Source organism: Lysinibacillus sp. OL1, assembly GCF_004332175.1.
GTDB classification, from domain to species: domain Bacteria; phylum Bacillota; class Bacilli; order Bacillales_A; family Planococcaceae; genus Lysinibacillus; species Lysinibacillus capsici.
In genome coordinates, this window is sequence record NZ_SJDS01000002.1 from 238,270 (window position 1) to 255,226 (window position 16,957).

General features: G+C 36.4%; 18 protein-coding genes. 3 read left to right on the forward strand and 15 right to left on the reverse strand.

Annotated features, from left to right (window positions below; translation table 11 throughout):
- Window positions 1-382 precede the first annotated feature (382 nt).
- A complete protein-coding gene (locus EW028_RS05570; protein ID WP_227744869.1) occupies window positions 383-544 on the reverse strand; it encodes a hypothetical protein in 162 nt (53 codons plus the stop codon).
- 203 nt (window positions 545-747) lie between these two features.
- Complete coding sequence (locus EW028_RS05575; RefSeq protein WP_131520199.1) at window positions 748-2,145, reverse strand: MFS transporter; 1,398 nt, start codon at window positions 2,143-2,145, stop codon at window positions 748-750.
- 118 nt (window positions 2,146-2,263) lie between these two features.
- Here EW028_RS05575 and EW028_RS05580 point away from each other — a divergent pair, with 118 nt between their 5' ends.
- Entirely contained in the window at window positions 2,264-3,151 is an 888-nt protein-coding gene (locus tag EW028_RS05580; protein WP_131520200.1) for a LysR family transcriptional regulator, read from the forward strand.
- Window positions 3,152-3,830: 679 nt separating this feature from the next.
- On the opposite strand, the gene EW028_RS05585 is transcribed toward EW028_RS05580, so the two are convergent.
- The 6 genes from EW028_RS05585 to EW028_RS05610 all read right to left on the reverse strand — a co-directional run bounded on the left by EW028_RS05585 (window position 3,831) and on the right by EW028_RS05610 (window position 9,675).
- Window positions 3,831-5,711, reverse strand: coding sequence for an alpha/beta fold hydrolase (locus EW028_RS05585; RefSeq protein WP_131520201.1), 1,881 nt, complete (start codon window positions 5,709-5,711; stop codon window positions 3,831-3,833).
- Window positions 5,712-5,768: 57 nt separating this feature from the next.
- On the reverse strand, window positions 5,769-6,335 hold the full coding sequence (locus tag EW028_RS05590; protein WP_131520400.1) for a TetR/AcrR family transcriptional regulator: 567 nt from the start codon (window positions 6,333-6,335) through the stop codon (window positions 5,769-5,771).
- A gap of 329 nt (window positions 6,336-6,664) precedes the next feature.
- The gene (locus tag EW028_RS05595; RefSeq protein ID WP_227744870.1) at window positions 6,665-7,609 is read right to left on the reverse strand and encodes a serine hydrolase domain-containing protein; all 945 of its coding nucleotides are present in this window, start codon (window positions 7,607-7,609) and stop codon (window positions 6,665-6,667) included.
- 193 nt (window positions 7,610-7,802) lie between these two features.
- Window positions 7,803-8,564, reverse strand: coding sequence for a glycosyltransferase (locus EW028_RS05600; protein ID WP_131520203.1), 762 nt, complete (start codon window positions 8,562-8,564; stop codon window positions 7,803-7,805).
- Between the two features lie 14 nt (window positions 8,565-8,578).
- Complete coding sequence (locus tag EW028_RS05605; RefSeq protein WP_016991743.1) at window positions 8,579-9,133, reverse strand: GNAT family N-acetyltransferase; 555 nt, start codon at window positions 9,131-9,133, stop codon at window positions 8,579-8,581.
- Between the two features lie 47 nt (window positions 9,134-9,180).
- A complete protein-coding gene (locus EW028_RS05610) occupies window positions 9,181-9,675 on the reverse strand; it encodes a DinB family protein (RefSeq protein WP_048392745.1) in 495 nt (164 codons plus the stop codon).
- A gap of 192 nt (window positions 9,676-9,867) precedes the next feature.
- On the opposite strand from EW028_RS05610, the gene EW028_RS05615 reads away from it, so the two are divergent.
- Window positions 9,868-10,254, forward strand: a complete 387-nt coding sequence (locus EW028_RS05615; RefSeq protein WP_054550170.1) for a hypothetical protein — start codon at window positions 9,868-9,870, stop codon at window positions 10,252-10,254.
- Between the two features lie 111 nt (window positions 10,255-10,365).
- On the opposite strand, the gene EW028_RS05620 is transcribed toward EW028_RS05615, so the two are convergent.
- Window positions 10,366-10,962 carry a hypothetical protein gene (locus tag EW028_RS05620; RefSeq protein ID WP_131520204.1) on the reverse strand — a complete coding sequence of 199 codons (597 nt, stop codon included), beginning with the start codon at window positions 10,960-10,962 and terminating at the stop codon, window positions 10,366-10,368.
- Window positions 10,963-11,269: 307 nt separating this feature from the next.
- Here EW028_RS05620 and EW028_RS05630 point away from each other — a divergent pair, with 307 nt between their 5' ends.
- Complete coding sequence (locus EW028_RS05630; protein WP_048392750.1) at window positions 11,270-11,761, forward strand: PaaI family thioesterase; 492 nt, start codon at window positions 11,270-11,272, stop codon at window positions 11,759-11,761.
- A gap of 83 nt (window positions 11,762-11,844) precedes the next feature.
- On the opposite strand, the gene EW028_RS05635 is transcribed toward EW028_RS05630, so the two are convergent.
- The 6 genes from EW028_RS05635 to EW028_RS05660 form a co-directional block, all read right to left on the reverse strand.
- A complete protein-coding gene (locus tag EW028_RS05635; protein ID WP_103118140.1) occupies window positions 11,845-12,693 on the reverse strand; it encodes a copper amine oxidase N-terminal domain-containing protein in 849 nt (282 codons plus the stop codon).
- Between the two features lie 145 nt (window positions 12,694-12,838).
- Window positions 12,839-13,276, reverse strand: coding sequence for a dUTP diphosphatase (gene dut, locus EW028_RS05640; RefSeq protein ID WP_048392753.1), 438 nt, complete (start codon window positions 13,274-13,276; stop codon window positions 12,839-12,841).
- Between the two features lie 12 nt (window positions 13,277-13,288).
- On the reverse strand, window positions 13,289-14,257 hold the full coding sequence (gene nrdF / locus EW028_RS05645) for a class 1b ribonucleoside-diphosphate reductase subunit beta (protein WP_004229921.1): 969 nt from the start codon (window positions 14,255-14,257) through the stop codon (window positions 13,289-13,291).
- Window positions 14,245-16,338, reverse strand: coding sequence for a class 1b ribonucleoside-diphosphate reductase subunit alpha (gene nrdE, locus EW028_RS05650; RefSeq protein WP_054550167.1), 2,094 nt, complete (start codon window positions 16,336-16,338; stop codon window positions 14,245-14,247). Before nrdE ends, nrdF begins: the two co-directional genes overlap by 13 nt.
- Window positions 16,335-16,694 (reverse strand): class Ib ribonucleoside-diphosphate reductase assembly flavoprotein NrdI, encoded by a 360-nt coding sequence (gene nrdI / locus EW028_RS05655; RefSeq protein WP_048392755.1) that lies wholly within the window; start codon window positions 16,692-16,694, stop codon window positions 16,335-16,337. The genes nrdE and nrdI overlap by 4 nt, the downstream gene beginning before the upstream one ends.
- Window positions 16,691-16,915 carry a glutaredoxin family protein gene (locus tag EW028_RS05660; RefSeq protein ID WP_004229925.1) on the reverse strand — a complete coding sequence of 75 codons (225 nt, stop codon included), beginning with the start codon at window positions 16,913-16,915 and terminating at the stop codon, window positions 16,691-16,693. Before EW028_RS05660 ends, nrdI begins: the two co-directional genes overlap by 4 nt.
- Window positions 16,916-16,957 lie beyond the last annotated feature (42 nt).

Sequence of the window (16,957 nt, forward strand, 5' to 3'; positions counted from 1 at the left end):
TCAAACTCTATTCCAAACCAACACTTTTGTGTCTTATTAATTTGCTTTAAGTGACCATTTACACAGAGTAATTTAAACTTAATGAGTTTTCATCTGTCCATAAAAATAAAATGTCTAAAAGTTCTTGTCCAAAGAATCAAAATGCTTTAAAATCCTAGTGCAAAGAAGGTAGGTTTGTGGCAGTGTCTAAAAGTTCTTGCATATACAAGTACAGATATTATGGGCAGTTGATGAATCAAGGCCCTCCTCCTCGCCAAATAATTTTAGTTTACATAATATAAATTATAGGAAGTTACGTTTCATTGAAAAGTATACTAATAATAGTGAGACAAAATGGATTTAAAATGTAAACTCTAAAGCCACCATCATTTCAACTGCTCTTTTATTCCAAGATAGTCATTGATGGCAAATAATAAAGAATCCAGCTCTCTTGGTGCAACATTAATTCACCTAGCAAATTAACAGTCAATTGGTCTTCTATTATTGCATCTGTATGAACCAATTCTTTTGTCGTAATCCTCATTCCATTGAACCATTGAACCATTGAATAACTTGCTCCATCCGTTTTTGACCTGCATTTCCAAGGGTATTCGCGGCGAAAGTTTGCGCTCTCGCATTCAACTTCTGGATGACTTTCTCATCTTGGGGTTGTTTATCCTTTTGCATTTCCTTCCAAGCTTGATCTCATGAGGACCATTCCTTAATACTAACAGTTGTCACATTCAACTCCTATTTTTATTTTTTGTTTTAATTGCTTGTACGCGATTCATCCAATTGCTCAAAATCTCTGAATCGCAGACTTATAAATACTAAGACCAATGCAATGACCGTTAGGAAAACTCCCAGCAATCGGAATCCTGTCAAGTTGAACGCACTTCCCATAATGATACCTGTCAACAGTGAAGATAAAATTGTTCCCAAGTATCTCGATGTATTAAATAGGCCAGATGCTACACCAGCAATTTCTTTTGGAGAGCTTTTAAACAAAGCTGCCTGCATACTAACAGCGTTTAGCCCGTTGCTAAAACCGAATGCGGCTAACGCCAGGCACACACTGATGACTGGTGAACTTTGCGTCCATGTCACAATCCACACTGCCCCCACTACCATCAGTAATGAGGATACAATCAATGCAGGTCTTGGTCCCGATTTACCGACCCATTTCCCTGCTATTGGCGAAGCTACAATCGAGCTCAAGCCCAAGGTTAACATCAGAATCCCTGTATGAAATCCACTGACATGACGCACCATTTGCAGGTATGATGGAATCCCAAAAAAGAGTGAATAATAAAGTAAGTTAACTAGCAAGTATTGTATATTGACCCAAGCCATCCCTGGATATTTGGCGAAGGTGCGTAAAGGAATAAATGGCGACATTGTTTTTAGCTCATGTTGTACGAATATTCCCAACGCAACGAGCCCGATTAGCACAACAACGACATTCCACATAGAGAAATGCCCAGATGACTTCGCTGACAGCAAGCCAACTAGAAGTACAATCAGACCCACCGTAAAGAGCAGAATTCCTGGCACATCAATCACACCCAGTAATTTTCGAAACGACATGTCACGTGAAACCATTGTTGCCGATCCATCATTAGGAATCATTTTCCAAGCTAATATAAAGCTCGCCACAACAAACGGGATATTGACGATGAAGATCGCTGGCCAGTCCCACCATTGAATAAGTACTCCTCCAGCAAAAGGTCCTATAGCTGCCGCACCGGATAGGAAAATCGATAAACCTGCTAAAGCATCTGCTTGCTTTTCTGTAATATGAATGCGTACTATAGCTGTTCCAACTGCAATCAGCATACTAGTTCCGATTGATTGTACAATTCTGGACACTATAAGCCATCCGAAATCTGGAGAAAATGGAGCCAGAATAGAAGAAACTAAGGATACTAGAAGACCAGCCAGAAATATCTTTCTCCGACCGAATAAATCACTAGCCTTCCCCATTACAGGTTGGGCGATAGCACTAGCGATATAAAATGAAAACACAATCCAGGAAACAGTAGTAAAATCAATGCTATACACATGTTGCAACCTAGCAATAGCAACAGAAATCATTGATGAATTTAAAGGGTTTAATAATATTCCTAGTCCAACGGATATCATTAACCACCTGCTACGAGAATTCATATTTTACCCCCCCTTTATATTTGTTACATTGATATCTTACTTGAAATTTTACATTCATTCCAACGCATTTAAAGTTATGATATCATTGACCAAAAGGAATGATTGGAGAGAAAAAGAAATGGAACTTCTTCAACTACAATATTTTCTTGAGGTAGCTCGATTAGAGCATGTAACCGAAGCTGCCCGAAGTCTCCACGTTACGCAATCGTCGCTAAGCAAAACGATTCAGCGTCTGGAAGAAGATTTAGGGGTACCTTTATTTGATCGCACAGGCAGGAAACTGCGATTAAATGAATTTGGCAACAAATTCATTCGTCGCGCGGAAAGGGCATTGTTTGAGTTGGAACAGGGGAAGCAGGAGATTAGCGATTTGTCCAGAGCAGAATCTGGTACACTTAAGCTTGCGGTAACCACAGCAAGCACTTTGCCCCAGATTATGCGAGAGTTTCGTAAAAAACGTCCTAATATCCAATTTCATGTGCAAATGCTGACCACACTGGAAATGGTCACGCTTTTACATCGAGGCGAAGTCGATTTTTGCTTGTCGTCCTCTCCTTTTCAAGGGCAAGACATCGAATGTCAAGTTGTCTTTGTTGATCCCATTCTTGTTGCAGTTCCTAATGGGCATCGGCTGGCAGACCGAAGTAGCGTATGTTTAACAGAACTTAAGGATGAAAGCTTTGTCGGTGTGAAAAGAGGATACGGCACTCGTGATTTAGTAGACGCTGTATGCAAATCGGCTGGAATTGACCTTAAATATGTGTATGAGGGCGATGAACCTACACGTTTGATCACTCTTGTAGAAGCTGAAATTGGACTTGCCTTCATACCAAGCACAGCAAAAATATCATGGGAAAAGATTAAATATTTGCATGTTGAGGATCATGAAATTGTACGTGATATCGCTTTATTATGGCATAAAAGTCGATACATGACGCAAGCTTCATTGGAATTCCGCAAGGTAGTTCTAGACTATTTTGAGGCAATATCAAACCAGTCCAATTAATCTTATTGCATGACTCGTACCGATTCGATGAGCTTATGGAACAACCTACTATTAAATTGAGTATTATAACTTCTAACGAATAACGTGCATAGTATATTTATTAGTTAGAAGTTAGAAGTTATGCCCTGAAGTTACTCTACAATCTGGCCCGATTGTTGAATGAAAGTTTAATATATGTTAAAAAAACTTAATACATTGGTGCCTAAGATAGTATTACTTTAAAAAATAGTTTCCCCATTTCATATAATAAAAAAGTTGTTTTCAGCTGCCATATCCAATAATAGGACAAATGAACATAGGCGATTATTTACGAATGCTCATTGAAAAAGATATTAATCCTCAATCACCTCGATATCTATTAAATCGTTTTATAAAAATGCAATTAGATCTTGAATTATCTTCAAATAATTCTTTTAATGTCTCTGTTGGAATATGAATAATTTCGTAGTCCCTTTCGTCTTCCCCATACTCTAAAAAAGAATTTTCTTTAAATAAAACAATATACTGCATCGAGTTTCCTTTTATTAAATCGTTCTTCTTGATTCCTTAATTCTGAAGAATAATACTAAATAACCAGTCGTCAAATAAATTTTGACAACTGGTTAGGTGTATACTTTTTCGGCTGTAATATATCAGTAATTTTCACTGCTACCTGTAGAAAGGACACTAAATAGTAGTTTTACCGAAGCAAGATCTCATCTTCTTTTGCAAATTCATTACTGTTTTTTATGACCAAATTAGCCGTTTCACTCGGATGGTTAAGAGGAAAATGATGACCATATGGAACAAAATCAACCTTACCCAGATGCTTAGGAGCAGAGTAGCCTCTATCAGAATCCCCCCAAATAATGTGAAGATTATACTTTGTTACTTCATTGAAATCACCTTGAATGTTTTTCGATAGAAAACTGTTAAGCTGAACCGTAGTATTTAAAATTCTAGGAGAAGTAAAACTTTTACTTAGTTTTTCAATATAATGTTCAGGGATGCTCTCTGTATTTTCAAATAAACCATTACTTAATAAATATCGCTCTATCAAATTAGTAGTTGCCAATTTCAATGTCCATTTGTTCATAAATTGAGGAACATTTATCGATTTAGCATTTTTTTTAGTAATAGGTGGCTGAAGTAAAGTAATTGTATACTTCTTATCTATGTACTTTTGTACTAATGCTTCCAAAAGAATATACGCACCAAATGAATGGCCAATTAGATGGGCGCCGTTAGTAGCTTTCTCCAATATCTGTTTTAATACATTCAAATAGATATTTAAAAGATTTTTCTCTCGTTTAAAAGGAGAACGTCCCAAACCTGGAAGATCCAAGATCCATACAGGTTGACCCGTTTTTTCATGAAGCTCTAGCGCTAAAGGAAATAAATCCTCCCCATCACTCAATAAACCATGTAATAAAATAAACGGTTTTCCCTCTCCGTGTAATTGGTAAAGGGTATTGTTATCGCATAATGTTCGCTCAAATAAATGATGATGCTCACCATTTTGATACATCAATCGATAATCCAGATCAGCTACTACGGCAGGGAAAAAGTTTATGACACTCATCTTCTTAAACCAATCTCCACCCCTCATGGTTTTCACCGAACCATTTGAAAATGTTCGTTTTGTGATAAAATTCAGTCCATCAGAAGGAATGTTTGTTATTTTACTTACTCCACTTTTCATTATTGTTTTCATAAGCGGCATTGGAGCAGAGATTTTTGGTGCCCTCATATTCATACTTTCCGACATAACACTTAATAATTCAGCAATGTTCGGATCGTTCTCTTTGTCATCAACAAGTGTATATGTTTGAATAGCCGGCTGCTCCAATTTGAAAACCTGCACAATAAACTTCGCAAACTCATCGTTTGAAATCAGTGGCAACCTATATCCCTTACCTCCCGGAATCACTGGCATGAGCCCTCTTCGCATACTTGTCACAAGCAAACCTAATCCTGCTATCTGCTCTGTACTCCCTGTTTTACTACTACCAACCACAGTTGGCGGATTAATGACAGACAGCGGATAACCTACTGCTGATGCCTGTTGACGGATATAAAGATCAGCTAAAAATTTTGTTTTCTCATATGGATTTTTTATTTTTAAAAATTTGTTTCCTTCTTTAAATACATCTATCGCAACCTTACTATTATTATCATCAAAGGGACTCATGTAACCTACAACATGAATAAATTGCTGTAAGCCCTTCAATTGATGAATACTTTTAGCGAATTCACTAATATGTTTGGCGCCATTCAAAAATACAGAAGTTGCCTCTTTGTTTGTCGCTTGAATATCCATAGAGCCTCCTGCGTGAATAATCACATCTGTTTTCAATACCAACTCCTTATCTTCAGCACTTAGACCTAAGTCTATTTTCGTTAAATCACCTTCAATAAAGTGCATATTTTCCTCTTTTAAGATGCCTCTTTCCTGAAAAATGTGTGTTGCTTTACTTTTCGACCTCACTAAAAGAAGAATGTTCACATCCTCTTTGGCTAATTCCTTCACTAATTGCTTTCCAATAAAACCTGTTCCACCCGTTAAAAATACTGTTCTCATAAAAATCCTCCTAGTAGTACTATGTAGTACTAATTTGATGTAAAAAAAATGCTTCTTTTATCGAAGCAAGTTAAACAAATGATCTGCTGTTTTCATGATTACAGTTGCATCCTCCAGTGTTTCTGAAATAAATAGCGCTCCTTCAAGATTTGTAATAAAAAGAGATGCAACCTCGTCAATATTTATTGTCTTTCTAAATTCACCATTCTCTACCCCTTGTTTAAGGAATAGAGAAACTTTCGTTTGTAAGCCTTTAAAAAAAAGACCTATTTTTTCTTTTACTTTTGTGGCATTTGTAGGACTTTGAATATAAAGCGTAATAAATGGACAGCTCCCCTTATATTCTCTGGTCTGAACTCCTTGTGATATTTGCTTTAAAAACAATTGGATACGATCTTCAACTAATAATTGGTTTTGAGATAGTAAGTCCTCTATTGCAGATTGATACATTTCAATCCAATAATCAACGACCCCTTCCAACAATTCTTCCTTATTAGAGAAGTGATAATACACATTAGACTTTGAAACTTTGCTTACACGAACTAATTCATCCATGCTTGTATAAGCAAATCCTTTTTCTAAAAATAATGTTGCAGCTACTTCAATCACACGTTTTTGATTCATTAATTTTACTTTTGTCATAATTAGAACTATACAGTACTAAAATGGGTGTTGCAAGTATTTTTGTTAGTTTAAAAAAATTTTGATCAAAAAAGCGATGATTTAATTGATTTTACTGCTAAAAATGTCATTTTGAACAAAGTTGAACGGATCCCCAAAACTGTTTTGGATGGCTTGTAATTATTCACTTGTGTTATTTTGCTTTTATGCCCATTAAGGATGATTGACAAAATTGATTCATTAATATCCTTTATTCAATATAAAAACTCCATTTTGATTGATGATGATCAAAATGGAGTGTATTTACCATAATTTCTTATTATCCCTAGCTGTTATTCAAACAATGGCATCATATGTTTTCTAATCAATTCAACACGATCCTTGGCACGTGGCATAAAGCGCGAAGCAATCGAAATGACCATCTTCTTTTGAGGATTTATGAATATTACATTTCCACCATCCCCCAAAGCTGCATAGCAATCATCAAGTATCCACCACAAATAACCATAGGACCGCTTTCCTGATCGACTTTGTACTTTAGTGCTGTCCTCTATCCATTGAGAAGAAAGAATTTGGCGACCGTTCCATACACCCCCATTTAAATAGAGCTGACCTATTTTGGCCATATCTCGGGTTGTTAACGTAAGTCCCCAACCAGCGGTATTTACTTCCTTAGGATCTACTATCCAGCCAGTGACATATTTATCCTTCAGAAAAGCGAAATAGTCTTCTTTATTTTGTATAGTTGTATTTGTGGGAGCTTTGATTGAAAGAGGTTTAAACAAGTTTTCTGTAGCGAAATCAAGAACAGATTGACCAGTGGCAGTTGTAAGAACACCTGATAAAATATGTGTGCCAACGGTAGAATAGTTAAACACCCCAATACTACCTTTGCCTCCTAGCAAATCCAATGCAGCTTTTACCCAGTCATCACTTGAATATACTTTCGTATAAGGCTCTGACTTGTATTTATAGGGTGCAGTCATTGACAACAAATTTGCTATGGTGATGTTTTGAATGGTTTTTTCGCCACGTTTCACTGTATAATTTGGAAAAAAATCTAACACATGCTGTTCTATATTTTTCATATATCCTTTATCAATTGCCATTCCAATAAGAATGGAGATGATACTTTTAGTGACAGATGCTATATGCAAAGCATCATCTTGGGTGTACTCATCAAAATATTTTTCGTAAATTAAATGATTATCTTTTCTAATAGCGATGCCTGCTATATTGGAATACTCTTTTTCTATTAAATCTTCAAAGTTATTCATCATTCTGATTGTTAGGGTTTGACACATTGACGTCAGCTATATCAATCCCCATCCTTTCGCTAAAATGAATCATCAATATTGATGTAATAAAGAATAATTTATTATAAAAAATTATTCAATTCTTTTCTTTTTTCCAGCTAGTGTGATAACAAAAAAACGTTAATCCTTGTTCGATTAACGTTACGGTTTCTTTTTATCTATCTTCATTTTCATAATATGCTTCATTCGCATGTTTCTGATCTGTACCTTTAAGGTATGCTAGGATCATTTTAGGACGTTTAAGTAAAACCCAGTCTCCATGCTTATCAAATTTTCTGCTTGAAGTGATCATTCCATTTTGAATTGTTCCGTATTTTTTTTCGTTCTTTTTTCCCCAATCTTTTAATCGTTTAGCAAAATCGGCATCTTCTGCCATGAGCATATTTTCATTAAATCCATTAATTGCTTGAAAATCTTTTTTGTAGCACCAAAAGATGCCTACAGAAATTGCACCATATTTTAAAAATAGTGGTCCGATTAACAACAAAGCTGAAAAAAAAATTCCTAAGGACATTCTTTCAAACTTTCCTGTAACGCCCCCGCCAATGTACTTACCTGTGATTAAGTTCTCCACTGCCTTCGATAACACATGTTCGTTCATCTGTGTATCGGCATCAATTGTGACGATGATTTCCCCTCTTGCTATATCAACGCCAGCGTTCCTAATCTTCGAAAGGTTCTTATCGCTATTTTTTAGTAGGATACAATTATACGATTTTGCAATTTCCTCTGTTCTATCTGTACAGCGATTTAAAACAACAATAATCTCTACTTGATTTTCAAAGGATTTGGAAGCCTTTAAAATAGATTCTAAGCATTTTCCAATGTATTTTTCTTCATTATGGGCTGGTATGACTATTGAAATTTTTATATCCTCTTTCTTTTGCACTTCTAAAGAGTTCTCCATGTCGTACATACAGCTCCTCCCTTTTAAATGTCTTCTGCATTTATAAAATAAACCAGCTGATCAGTCCACTTGTTGTCCTCGTATATGAATCCTTTCCTCGTGCATTCATAAAGCATCCCAACATTTTCTGCTAATTTTATAGATGCCGTATTGTCGAGGTTTATATGAGCTTCTATTCGATGATAATTTAATTTTTCAAATGCTAGATCAATCGCTGCCTTTACAGCCTCTTTACCATAACCTTTTCTCCAAAAATGGTTATGAATGGTATACCCGAACCTAGCCCATTGAAATTCTTCCCTCATAATTGTGGAAAAGTCTACAAAACCAATATGCGTATTATCTGTTTTTCTAAATACTCCAAATACATACACCTTATCATCCTCAGCCATCTGATGATGCTTAGTAACTAAATCACGAAACCATTCTTTCGTACAGATGCTCATATCTAATTTACCTTCATCGTATTTATGCTGGGAAGGTAAACGATTTTCATATTGCGTAAGCCAAGAAGAGTAATCTCCCTCTTCCATTAATCGAATAATTAATCGTTCTGTTTTCGTCATTATCTTAGTCAATCGAACACCTCATACCTTTCTAAATAGCGATTCATGGAAGTAGTTTACTAGGCTTCTTCGTCTGCAGAGGGGCCGTAGATGCCTGGTACTGGAATATCGAGAAGTCGCAAGTATACCCCAAGTTGCGCCCGATGATGGACCATGTGGCTTAATCCGAAGGTGCGGAACGCAATTGCTCGAGGCTCTTGGCGAATAATATGGTCACCGTGACGGAGTGTCCATTCCTCTCCGAGCGTTTTCTCATCACATTCAGTAAGCATCATTTCCAGTTTTCTTACGTTTGTATCGAACTCATCCAGAATGTCAGCTCGCTTTTCTAATGCCTCTCGTCGTAACGGAACGGTGGAAAGATCAAAGTCTAAGTACTGTAAAATAGCCATTTGCCAGTTTAGCAGATTGATTAGGTGCGTGGCCAGACCTCCTAGTGTCATTGATTTCTCATGTGGCCTCCATGTCATATGCTCGTCGGGCAAGCGTTCCAGCATGCGACGAGTAGAAGCCAATTCCTGTGTTGTATCCCCAACAATCAATTGTTTAACCATAAAATCCCTCTCCTCCCTTTTAATCAGCATACTATAAATTCCATTCAAGGGGAAAGCTCTCAAATAAGTTTTTATGCTATGGTTAAACCTTTTTTATACTGTTAGAATATGTAAATACTTCGAGGGTTTTGCAGTTTGAAGAAATGTTCATAAGGGAATATACTAGATTGAACAAAAAGGGGTGGAGACAAGGTGAAAATAAGAACATTTTTGTTGTTAATGATTTGTTCCTTAGCGTTAGTTGCTTGTAACGATCAGAAAGAAGCATCGGAGGTGATAGAAATTCAAGAATTAATTAATTTCGATGAAGTGCAACCCGATACTTTACAACAAATCTCCGATGCGAAAGATATTAAAATTATAGAAAAAACATTTAAAAAAGCTAGAGAATTCGGTGAGGTCGATAACGAAATTGCTCCGCAGTATAAGATCAAACTAAACGATGATGAATACTATCTATGGATTGATAATACAATCACTGGGACAATAGCAAACGTAAACAGTAAAAATATGTTCTACAATATCCTAGCTACCGATGAATTTAAAGAGGCCATTAATTATCGAGAGCAGAATAAATGATTTTTAAATAATTGTAGCAACGATCTGTAAGAAACATAGATTGTTGCTATTTTTTTAGGGTATGTTTCATATTATCTAGCTTCATGTTGCTGGGAATGTTCTCTCACTTTTTCAACGGATATAGAGCCCCTCCGTATTAGCGATCTTTTCTAATAACTCAAGATTATGTTGGCTGTAAATTAAAAAGGCTAAGCCATTCCCACTAAATACAATATTCTCCTCAGGTAAAATAAAATGTAAATGGAGATGGTCCGAAACAGCTAATTTTATTAGTGAATTTAACATTGTGTATTCATCAATGTTTACAAAAGTTCCTTCTGTAAGATCTTTAGGTATAATTTTACCCCACTCATTCTCGTAGACTTTATAATACAATTGATCCTTATATAAAGGATCTGGTAAATAATAAAATGCATAAAATTCAGATGATTTTAACCACATCAATTCAAAAAATCTCTCGAATTTTTCAAGGCTTTTCTGGTACGAATGATAATCCTGCGTTTTTTGTTGGAAATCGACCATCTCTAATTTATCTAAGAATACTTCAACTTGACTATATTTTTCATTACTTTTTATCTGATAAGGGTAAATATCAAGTATTTTAGCACTTTCATAATCATACAATTGCTCTAGTAATTCTTCTAATTTTTTACTGTCTTTATTAGTTGCTTCCTTGCAAATACAATCGATTATATTTTCTAATGACATACCTTTTGACTCCTTTAATTCCTTGTTCAGCACGGTAAAAGAAAAATGTAACGATCTTAGTATACCATCTTTCTTTTGTTGACCATGCCAGCGTTTTACAAGCTATGCAGCTTTTCCTTCTTCCTGATACCAGCCCTCCCCATCTGTCATTAATAAAACTTGTCCAACTTTATGGTAGTGCTTTTTTACATAGTTTAAATAGATGGAATATTTAGATTTTTATTGATGGAATGGAAATGATTAATTATACTTAAATGATTAACGTTCGATTAGAAACAAATAATACTAGAGTATTGGGGAGAGAAGAATGGAAGAATTAAAAGTAGAAAAAGCAATTCAAGATATTTATCCAGATGATATCGCTTGGTGTTATGGGTGTGGCCGTTTGAATGATGATGGTCATCATCTTCGCACGGGGTGGCATGGTGATAAGACGATTACAATCTATACACCTGAATCAAAATATATGGGTATTCCAGGATTTATCTATGGTGGTTTAATTGCTTCATTAATTGATTGCCATGGAACAGGGTCAGCAGCGCTTGCCTTGCATCGTAAAAATGGACATGAAATTGGTGATGGAGCGGAGCCACCTCGATTTGTAACTGCTAACCTTAATGTAGATTTCCTAAAGCCAACACCCCAACATGTTCCATTAAAGGCAATTGGCACTGTTGAGGAAATTCACCCGAAAAAATGGAAAGTAGAAACTGAAGTTTACGCGCAGGATACGCTTTGTGCTCGTGGAACAGTAGTTCTTGTAGTCATGCCTAGTACTTTTCTAAATAAAAATGATTAGCATTTTTTATCCTCACTAAAATAAGAAGAGCACATCTTATTTATAGATGTGCTCTTCTACTGCGTTTTTAATGGATTATATAATCAAGGAACTGTATTACTAATAACTGTCACAAAGCCATTTCTCGTGGCAGTTTCCATTAACGAATAAATAGAGTCACTGGCAGTTTTGTTAAACTCATACCATTGGTCAACAGCTGCGTCATAAATCAACACGTCTGGCTGTCCAGTCAAAGGTTTATCTGAAGATTGCACCAACGAATAGAGATCATAACGTGCTATGCTACTACCTTCCTTGTTCAGGAAATCATATTGGCCCATTTTATAATAGCCCCCAATTACGGTGCTATGGACAGACCATGTGTAGTCGTTAGGCTGTTTTATCTTCTTGCCCATATTTTTAGTAAATATACGGTGCATTTCTTGCATATAGGCATTGCCATTGATTTGCTCGACTACTCCCCCCATTGTCATGTGGTATTCATGAAGTAATGCTTTCACTTCAACACCCTTAATCATCAATGGCTCTGTATCGATTGAGATCGTTAAATGATCGTATTGAACTTTACAGCCAAAGGTTTCTGCTAGAAAACGTAATGGTACAATGGTGCGTCCATTCTTTAAGTATGGCTTCGCATCCAATAATACCGTTTTTCCATTTACTGTGGCTTTACTACTGTTTAACTTTAAACTGACTTTCATCTCACTTTGGGTCAGTATTACTTGCCCATCCGACCAATGCACCTTAGCCCCTAAATTTTCACTAATCACGCGTAAAGGTACCATTGTTCGATTGTTTTTTATTTCGGGCTTCACATCCGTTTGTACTGTCATACCGTCCACTTTTAGTTGACTACTAGCTGCTGTAGCAGTTGTGATCGATGTAAGAATGACAATCAACATAAGGAAAATACCTGAACATATTTTTTTCATGATTATTAGCTCCTTTACTTCGCTATCATTACTTCATTCCATATGAACCCTATTATTTCCTTCTGCTATGAGCTACGATAACAAAAAAATCCTGCATTTTCGCAGGATTTTTAAGTAAACTTTATGCGGTTTATATATAGGTACGCTATTTCGTACCACTTGCACCAAATCCAGATTCTCCACGGACCGTTTGAGATAATTCATCTACTTCCACTAATTGAATAGAAGGAACAAATTGTATAACCATTTGAGCAATGCGCATTGATTTTTCTACGATAAACGGTTCTTGACCATGGTTGATTAAAATAACACCGATTTCGCCTCTATAGCCTTCATCTATAGTGCCTGGGCTATTCAGTACGGTTACACTATGCTTTAATGCTAGTCCACTTCTTGGTCGAATTTGGGCTTCCGTTCCCTTAGGTAACTCAATCTGAATACCTGTCTTAATGAGTTTGGCTACGCCTGCTGGGATTTCTACTGCTTCTATGGAATAGAGGTCCATGCCTGCATCACCAGGGTTGGCTTGTATCGGTAGCATGGCATCAGCGTGAACTTTTTTAATTTTTACTTCTAGATTCATTGTTCTTCATCCTTAACGATTAAAATTGAATGTGTCATCTGTGATTGGCGCAACTTTTGCCTTGGCATAGGTAGCACCCTTTTGTGAAAAGAAATCATATGTGGAGCCTTCATTACGAATACCATTCATCACAATTGGATTGACTTCCTCTTCTGGGAACATGGCTTCAAAGCCGACATTCATTAAAGCTTTATTAGCATTATAACGTACATATGCTCGCACTTCAGGTGATAATCCTGTTTCCGCATAAATATCATCTGTATACTTCATTTCATTTTGATATAAATCTAATAATAGCTCATAGCCCCATAAATGTAGCTCTTCTTGCTTTTCCTTTGAAAATTGCTTGAATAAATTTTGAGCAAAAAATCCAACTGCTACCCCATGGATAGATTCATCGCGCAAGATGAGTGAAATAATCTCGGCACTGTTTCGTAGGAAGCCTTGTCCTCCTAAGTATAGTGGATAGAAAAAGCCAGAATAAAACAGGAAAGATTCAAGCATAACGGATGAAAACATCGCTTTCCATAAGCTCTCTGGATTGCCTTCTTCAATACTATTATAAATGTCTGCTATTTTATTGGCCTTATACTGTAGAAATTCATTTTTTTTGACCCATTCAAATAGCTCGTCGATTTCTTCGTTTGTACAAAGCGTTGTGAAAATATAAGAATAGGACTTGGCATGTATCGCCTCGAATGCATCAAAAACGGTTAGGACAGCCTTTTCCTGTAAATCGTCTGTATAAGCAGCAACACGATTCATCCCGATATTTGTTTGTACAGTATCCAGTAAGGTTAATCCTGCAAATACTTTTTTATATGTGTCCTGATGCTCAAAGCTTTTCCATTGTTTAATATCTTTACTGACCGCAATTTCTTCTGGAAACCAAATTTGCTTCCATTGCTGGTCCCAAAATATTTGGGCAAGCTCACTTGTTGCCTTATTCCAATTGACTGCCTCATAAATTATATTTGACATGCTACACACTCCTCTAAGCTTTGTAATCGTTGACGAACATAGTAAACAGACTTAATGCCCTTTATCCACGCATAAATGTATACTTTAGCCAATTGTTCGGTTGTCCAATTGTCCGTTACATAAAGCGTCATGGAAATACCTTGGTCAACGTGCTTTTGAGAAGCTGCATATAAATCAATTAAATCATAAGGATTCACATCATACGCCTCCACATATAAATGACTATTGTCATTTGTTAAATGAGGCATTGGATAAATGGTTCTACTATCGGCGTAATCACGAACCTCTACGCGCTCTGTACATGGTGCGATTGAAGCCGTACAGCTACGAATATATGAAATACTACCAGTTGGGGCAATAGCCAAACGATAGGAATGGAATAGACCGTACTGCATTACATCCTGCTTTAACGTTTCCCACATCTTGTTTGTGATGATTGGAATATTGCCAAGCGCCTTCAACACAGCAGGCGATAGTTCTTCTTCAGTTTTATTGATATATTGGTCAAAATAGCTACCTGATGCATAATCACTGTCCTCAAATCGGTAGAAGGTTGCAGCTTTTTCTTTCGCCATTTCCATCGAAGATTTCAGAGAATAATAGTTCATCGCTTCCATAAAGTGATCCATGAAATCAATGGAATCTTTTGAGCCGTACAGGATGCCTTCTGTCACGAGATGCCCATGGAGGTTCATACAGCCAAGCCCTACAGAATGCATTAATTGATTGGCTTTTGCAACAGACGGTACATTCTTAATGTGCGTCATTTGCGATACATTCGTTAATAGGTGCATGGCTGTATCGACTAATGCGCCGAAATCATTAACTTTACTTGCTGCATGGATATCGATGGAACCTAAGTTACACGATACATCTAATCCATAGTCATTTGGTTGATCCTGGTCCGTAATGATACTTGTCTCTTGTACTTGTAAGATTTCTGTACATAAATTGGACATTTTGACACGTCCAATATTTTTTAAAGGATGTACCTTATTGACATTATCATCAAAGATTTCAAACGGATAGCCTGATTCAAATTGTGCTTTTTTCACCTCTGTGTAAAGCTTACGTGCATTTAAACGTTTAATTTTACGAATTTTAGGGTTATCAAGTAGCTCGTAGTACATGTCTGAAATGGAAATTTCAGACATACGTTTACCATATTCTTTAAAAATATCATATGGGCTAAACAACACAATATCCTTATCACGTTTCATCAGTTCGAAGAAAATACTAGGTATAATAATCCCTGTTGAAAGGGTTGCGAGGCGAATTTTATCATCAGCATTTGGTTTTTTTGATGAAATGAAATTTTCTATGTCTGCATGGAAAATATTTAGATAGACAACACCTGAGCCATTTCGTTGCCCTAGCTGATTAGAATAACTGAAAGAATTTTCTAACAGTTTCGCTACTGGGATGACACCACTTGCACGATTTAATATCTCTTTAATTGGATCACCTAATGGACGTAAATCTGTTAAGTTGACCCCAACTCCACCACCAAGGCGTGATAGCTCTAAACAATAGCCAATATTTTCAGCAATACTATTCATGGAGTCATCCATTGATAATTTAAAGCAGCTGACTAATTCACCACGTGCTTTCTTACCACTATTTAAAGCAGTTGGTGTTGCAGGCTGATAGGCTTCCATCATTGCTTCGACAGAGCGTTCTGCTAAAGCCGTGTTTCCTTGAGCTAAATACAAAGCAATAATGACAATACGATCCTCATACTTTTCTAAGATCTCTTCCCCATCACGACTTTTCATAGCATAGCTATCGTAAAATTTGCTAGCGCTCATAAAGGATGGAAAGCGGAAATTATAATCATAGGCTTTCTTGTACAGCTTCTTAATAAATTCCATTTCGTACATGTCGATAAATGCTTTCTCATAGTAGCCCTCATCAACTAAATAGCGTATTTTTTCCTCAATATCTATAAAATAACGCAAACGTACGTTAACATACTCTAAAAAGTAGCGGCGCGTAGCTTCGCGGTCCTTTTCTAACTCAAGTAATCCAGTTGTACTATAACGATTCAGTACGTCATTATTAAGCTTTAAATAGGTTTTCATCTCATTACCCTCGTTTCATAAAACGTTTGTATTGCTTCGTAATCCGTTTGATTACCTCGTAAATCTAATTTCCTTACTAAGGGTACATGATAGGTAGCAGCGATTTTCTCACCAGCAGCGCCAAATACATGATGACCGAAGTTACTATTCCCACTGGCAACTACTCCTTTACAAAAATCCCTGTTTTTTTCTAAGAAACGTTGTACCTTTGCTGGAATGTCACCTAAACCATCTGTGTAGGTAATTAAGAGATATGGCTTGTTCAATCGCAATTCTTCCGAGAGCTCGATACATTCTGCCTTTAATTTGGATACAACATTTCGGACATTACCTGTACGACTCGCGTAAACAATCATAGGGCAATCAACTCAATTTGAGAAACAATTTCCTGAACATCTCCTATAAAAGTTTCATTCATCTCTAAAACAGGCACACTTAAAAAACCTGCGTCAATAATCGTTTGCTTTGCTTGTTCATCGTGATCGATGTTAACAATTTCAGCTTCAAGTCCTGCACGTTGTAGTTCAGATTTTACCCATAGGCATTTTGGACAAATTGTTTTCGTATAAAGTTTCATAGAAATCCCTCTTTTCATAAAATAAAAAAGCCTATCTCCTCT

Excerpts from the sequence above, each read along its gene's own strand:
- EW028_RS05570 (WP_227744869.1), bottom strand. The coding sequence starts at position 544 with ATGGTTCAATGGTTCAATGGAATGAGGATTACGACAAAAGAATTGGTT.
- EW028_RS05575 (WP_131520199.1), bottom strand. The coding sequence starts at position 2,145 with ATGAATTCTCGTAGCAGGTGGTTAATGATATCCGTTGGACTAGGAATA.
- EW028_RS05580 (WP_131520200.1), top strand. The coding sequence starts at position 2,264 with ATGGAACTTCTTCAACTACAATATTTTCTTGAGGTAGCTCGATTAGAG.
- EW028_RS05585 (WP_131520201.1), bottom strand. The coding sequence starts at position 5,711 with ATGAGAACAGTATTTTTAACGGGTGGAACAGGTTTTATTGGAAAGCAA.
- EW028_RS05590 (WP_131520400.1), bottom strand. The coding sequence starts at position 6,335 with ATGAATCAAAAACGTGTGATTGAAGTAGCTGCAACATTATTTTTAGAA.
- EW028_RS05595 (WP_227744870.1), bottom strand. The coding sequence starts at position 7,609 with ATGAATAACTTTGAAGATTTAATAGAAAAAGAGTATTCCAATATAGCA.
- EW028_RS05600 (WP_131520203.1), bottom strand. The coding sequence starts at position 8,564 with ATGTACGACATGGAGAACTCTTTAGAAGTGCAAAAGAAAGAGGATATA.
- EW028_RS05610 (WP_048392745.1), bottom strand. The coding sequence starts at position 9,675 with ATGGTTAAACAATTGATTGTTGGGGATACAACACAGGAATTGGCTTCT.
- EW028_RS05620 (WP_131520204.1), bottom strand. The coding sequence starts at position 10,962 with ATGTCATTAGAAAATATAATCGATTGTATTTGCAAGGAAGCAACTAAT.
- EW028_RS05630 (WP_048392750.1), top strand. The coding sequence starts at position 11,270 with ATGGAAGAATTAAAAGTAGAAAAAGCAATTCAAGATATTTATCCAGAT.
- EW028_RS05635 (WP_103118140.1), bottom strand. The coding sequence starts at position 12,693 with ATGAAAAAAATATGTTCAGGTATTTTCCTTATGTTGATTGTCATTCTT.
- dut (WP_048392753.1), bottom strand. The coding sequence starts at position 13,276 with ATGAATCTAGAAGTAAAAATTAAAAAAGTTCACGCTGATGCCATGCTA.
- nrdF (WP_004229921.1), bottom strand. The coding sequence starts at position 14,257 with ATGTCAAATATAATTTATGAGGCAGTCAATTGGAATAAGGCAACAAGT.
- nrdE (WP_054550167.1), bottom strand. The coding sequence starts at position 16,338 with ATGAAAACCTATTTAAAGCTTAATAATGACGTACTGAATCGTTATAGT.
- nrdI (WP_048392755.1), bottom strand. The coding sequence starts at position 16,694 with ATGATTGTTTACGCGAGTCGTACAGGTAATGTCCGAAATGTTGTATCC.
- EW028_RS05660 (WP_004229925.1), bottom strand. The coding sequence starts at position 16,915 with ATGAAACTTTATACGAAAACAATTTGTCCAAAATGCCTATGGGTAAAA.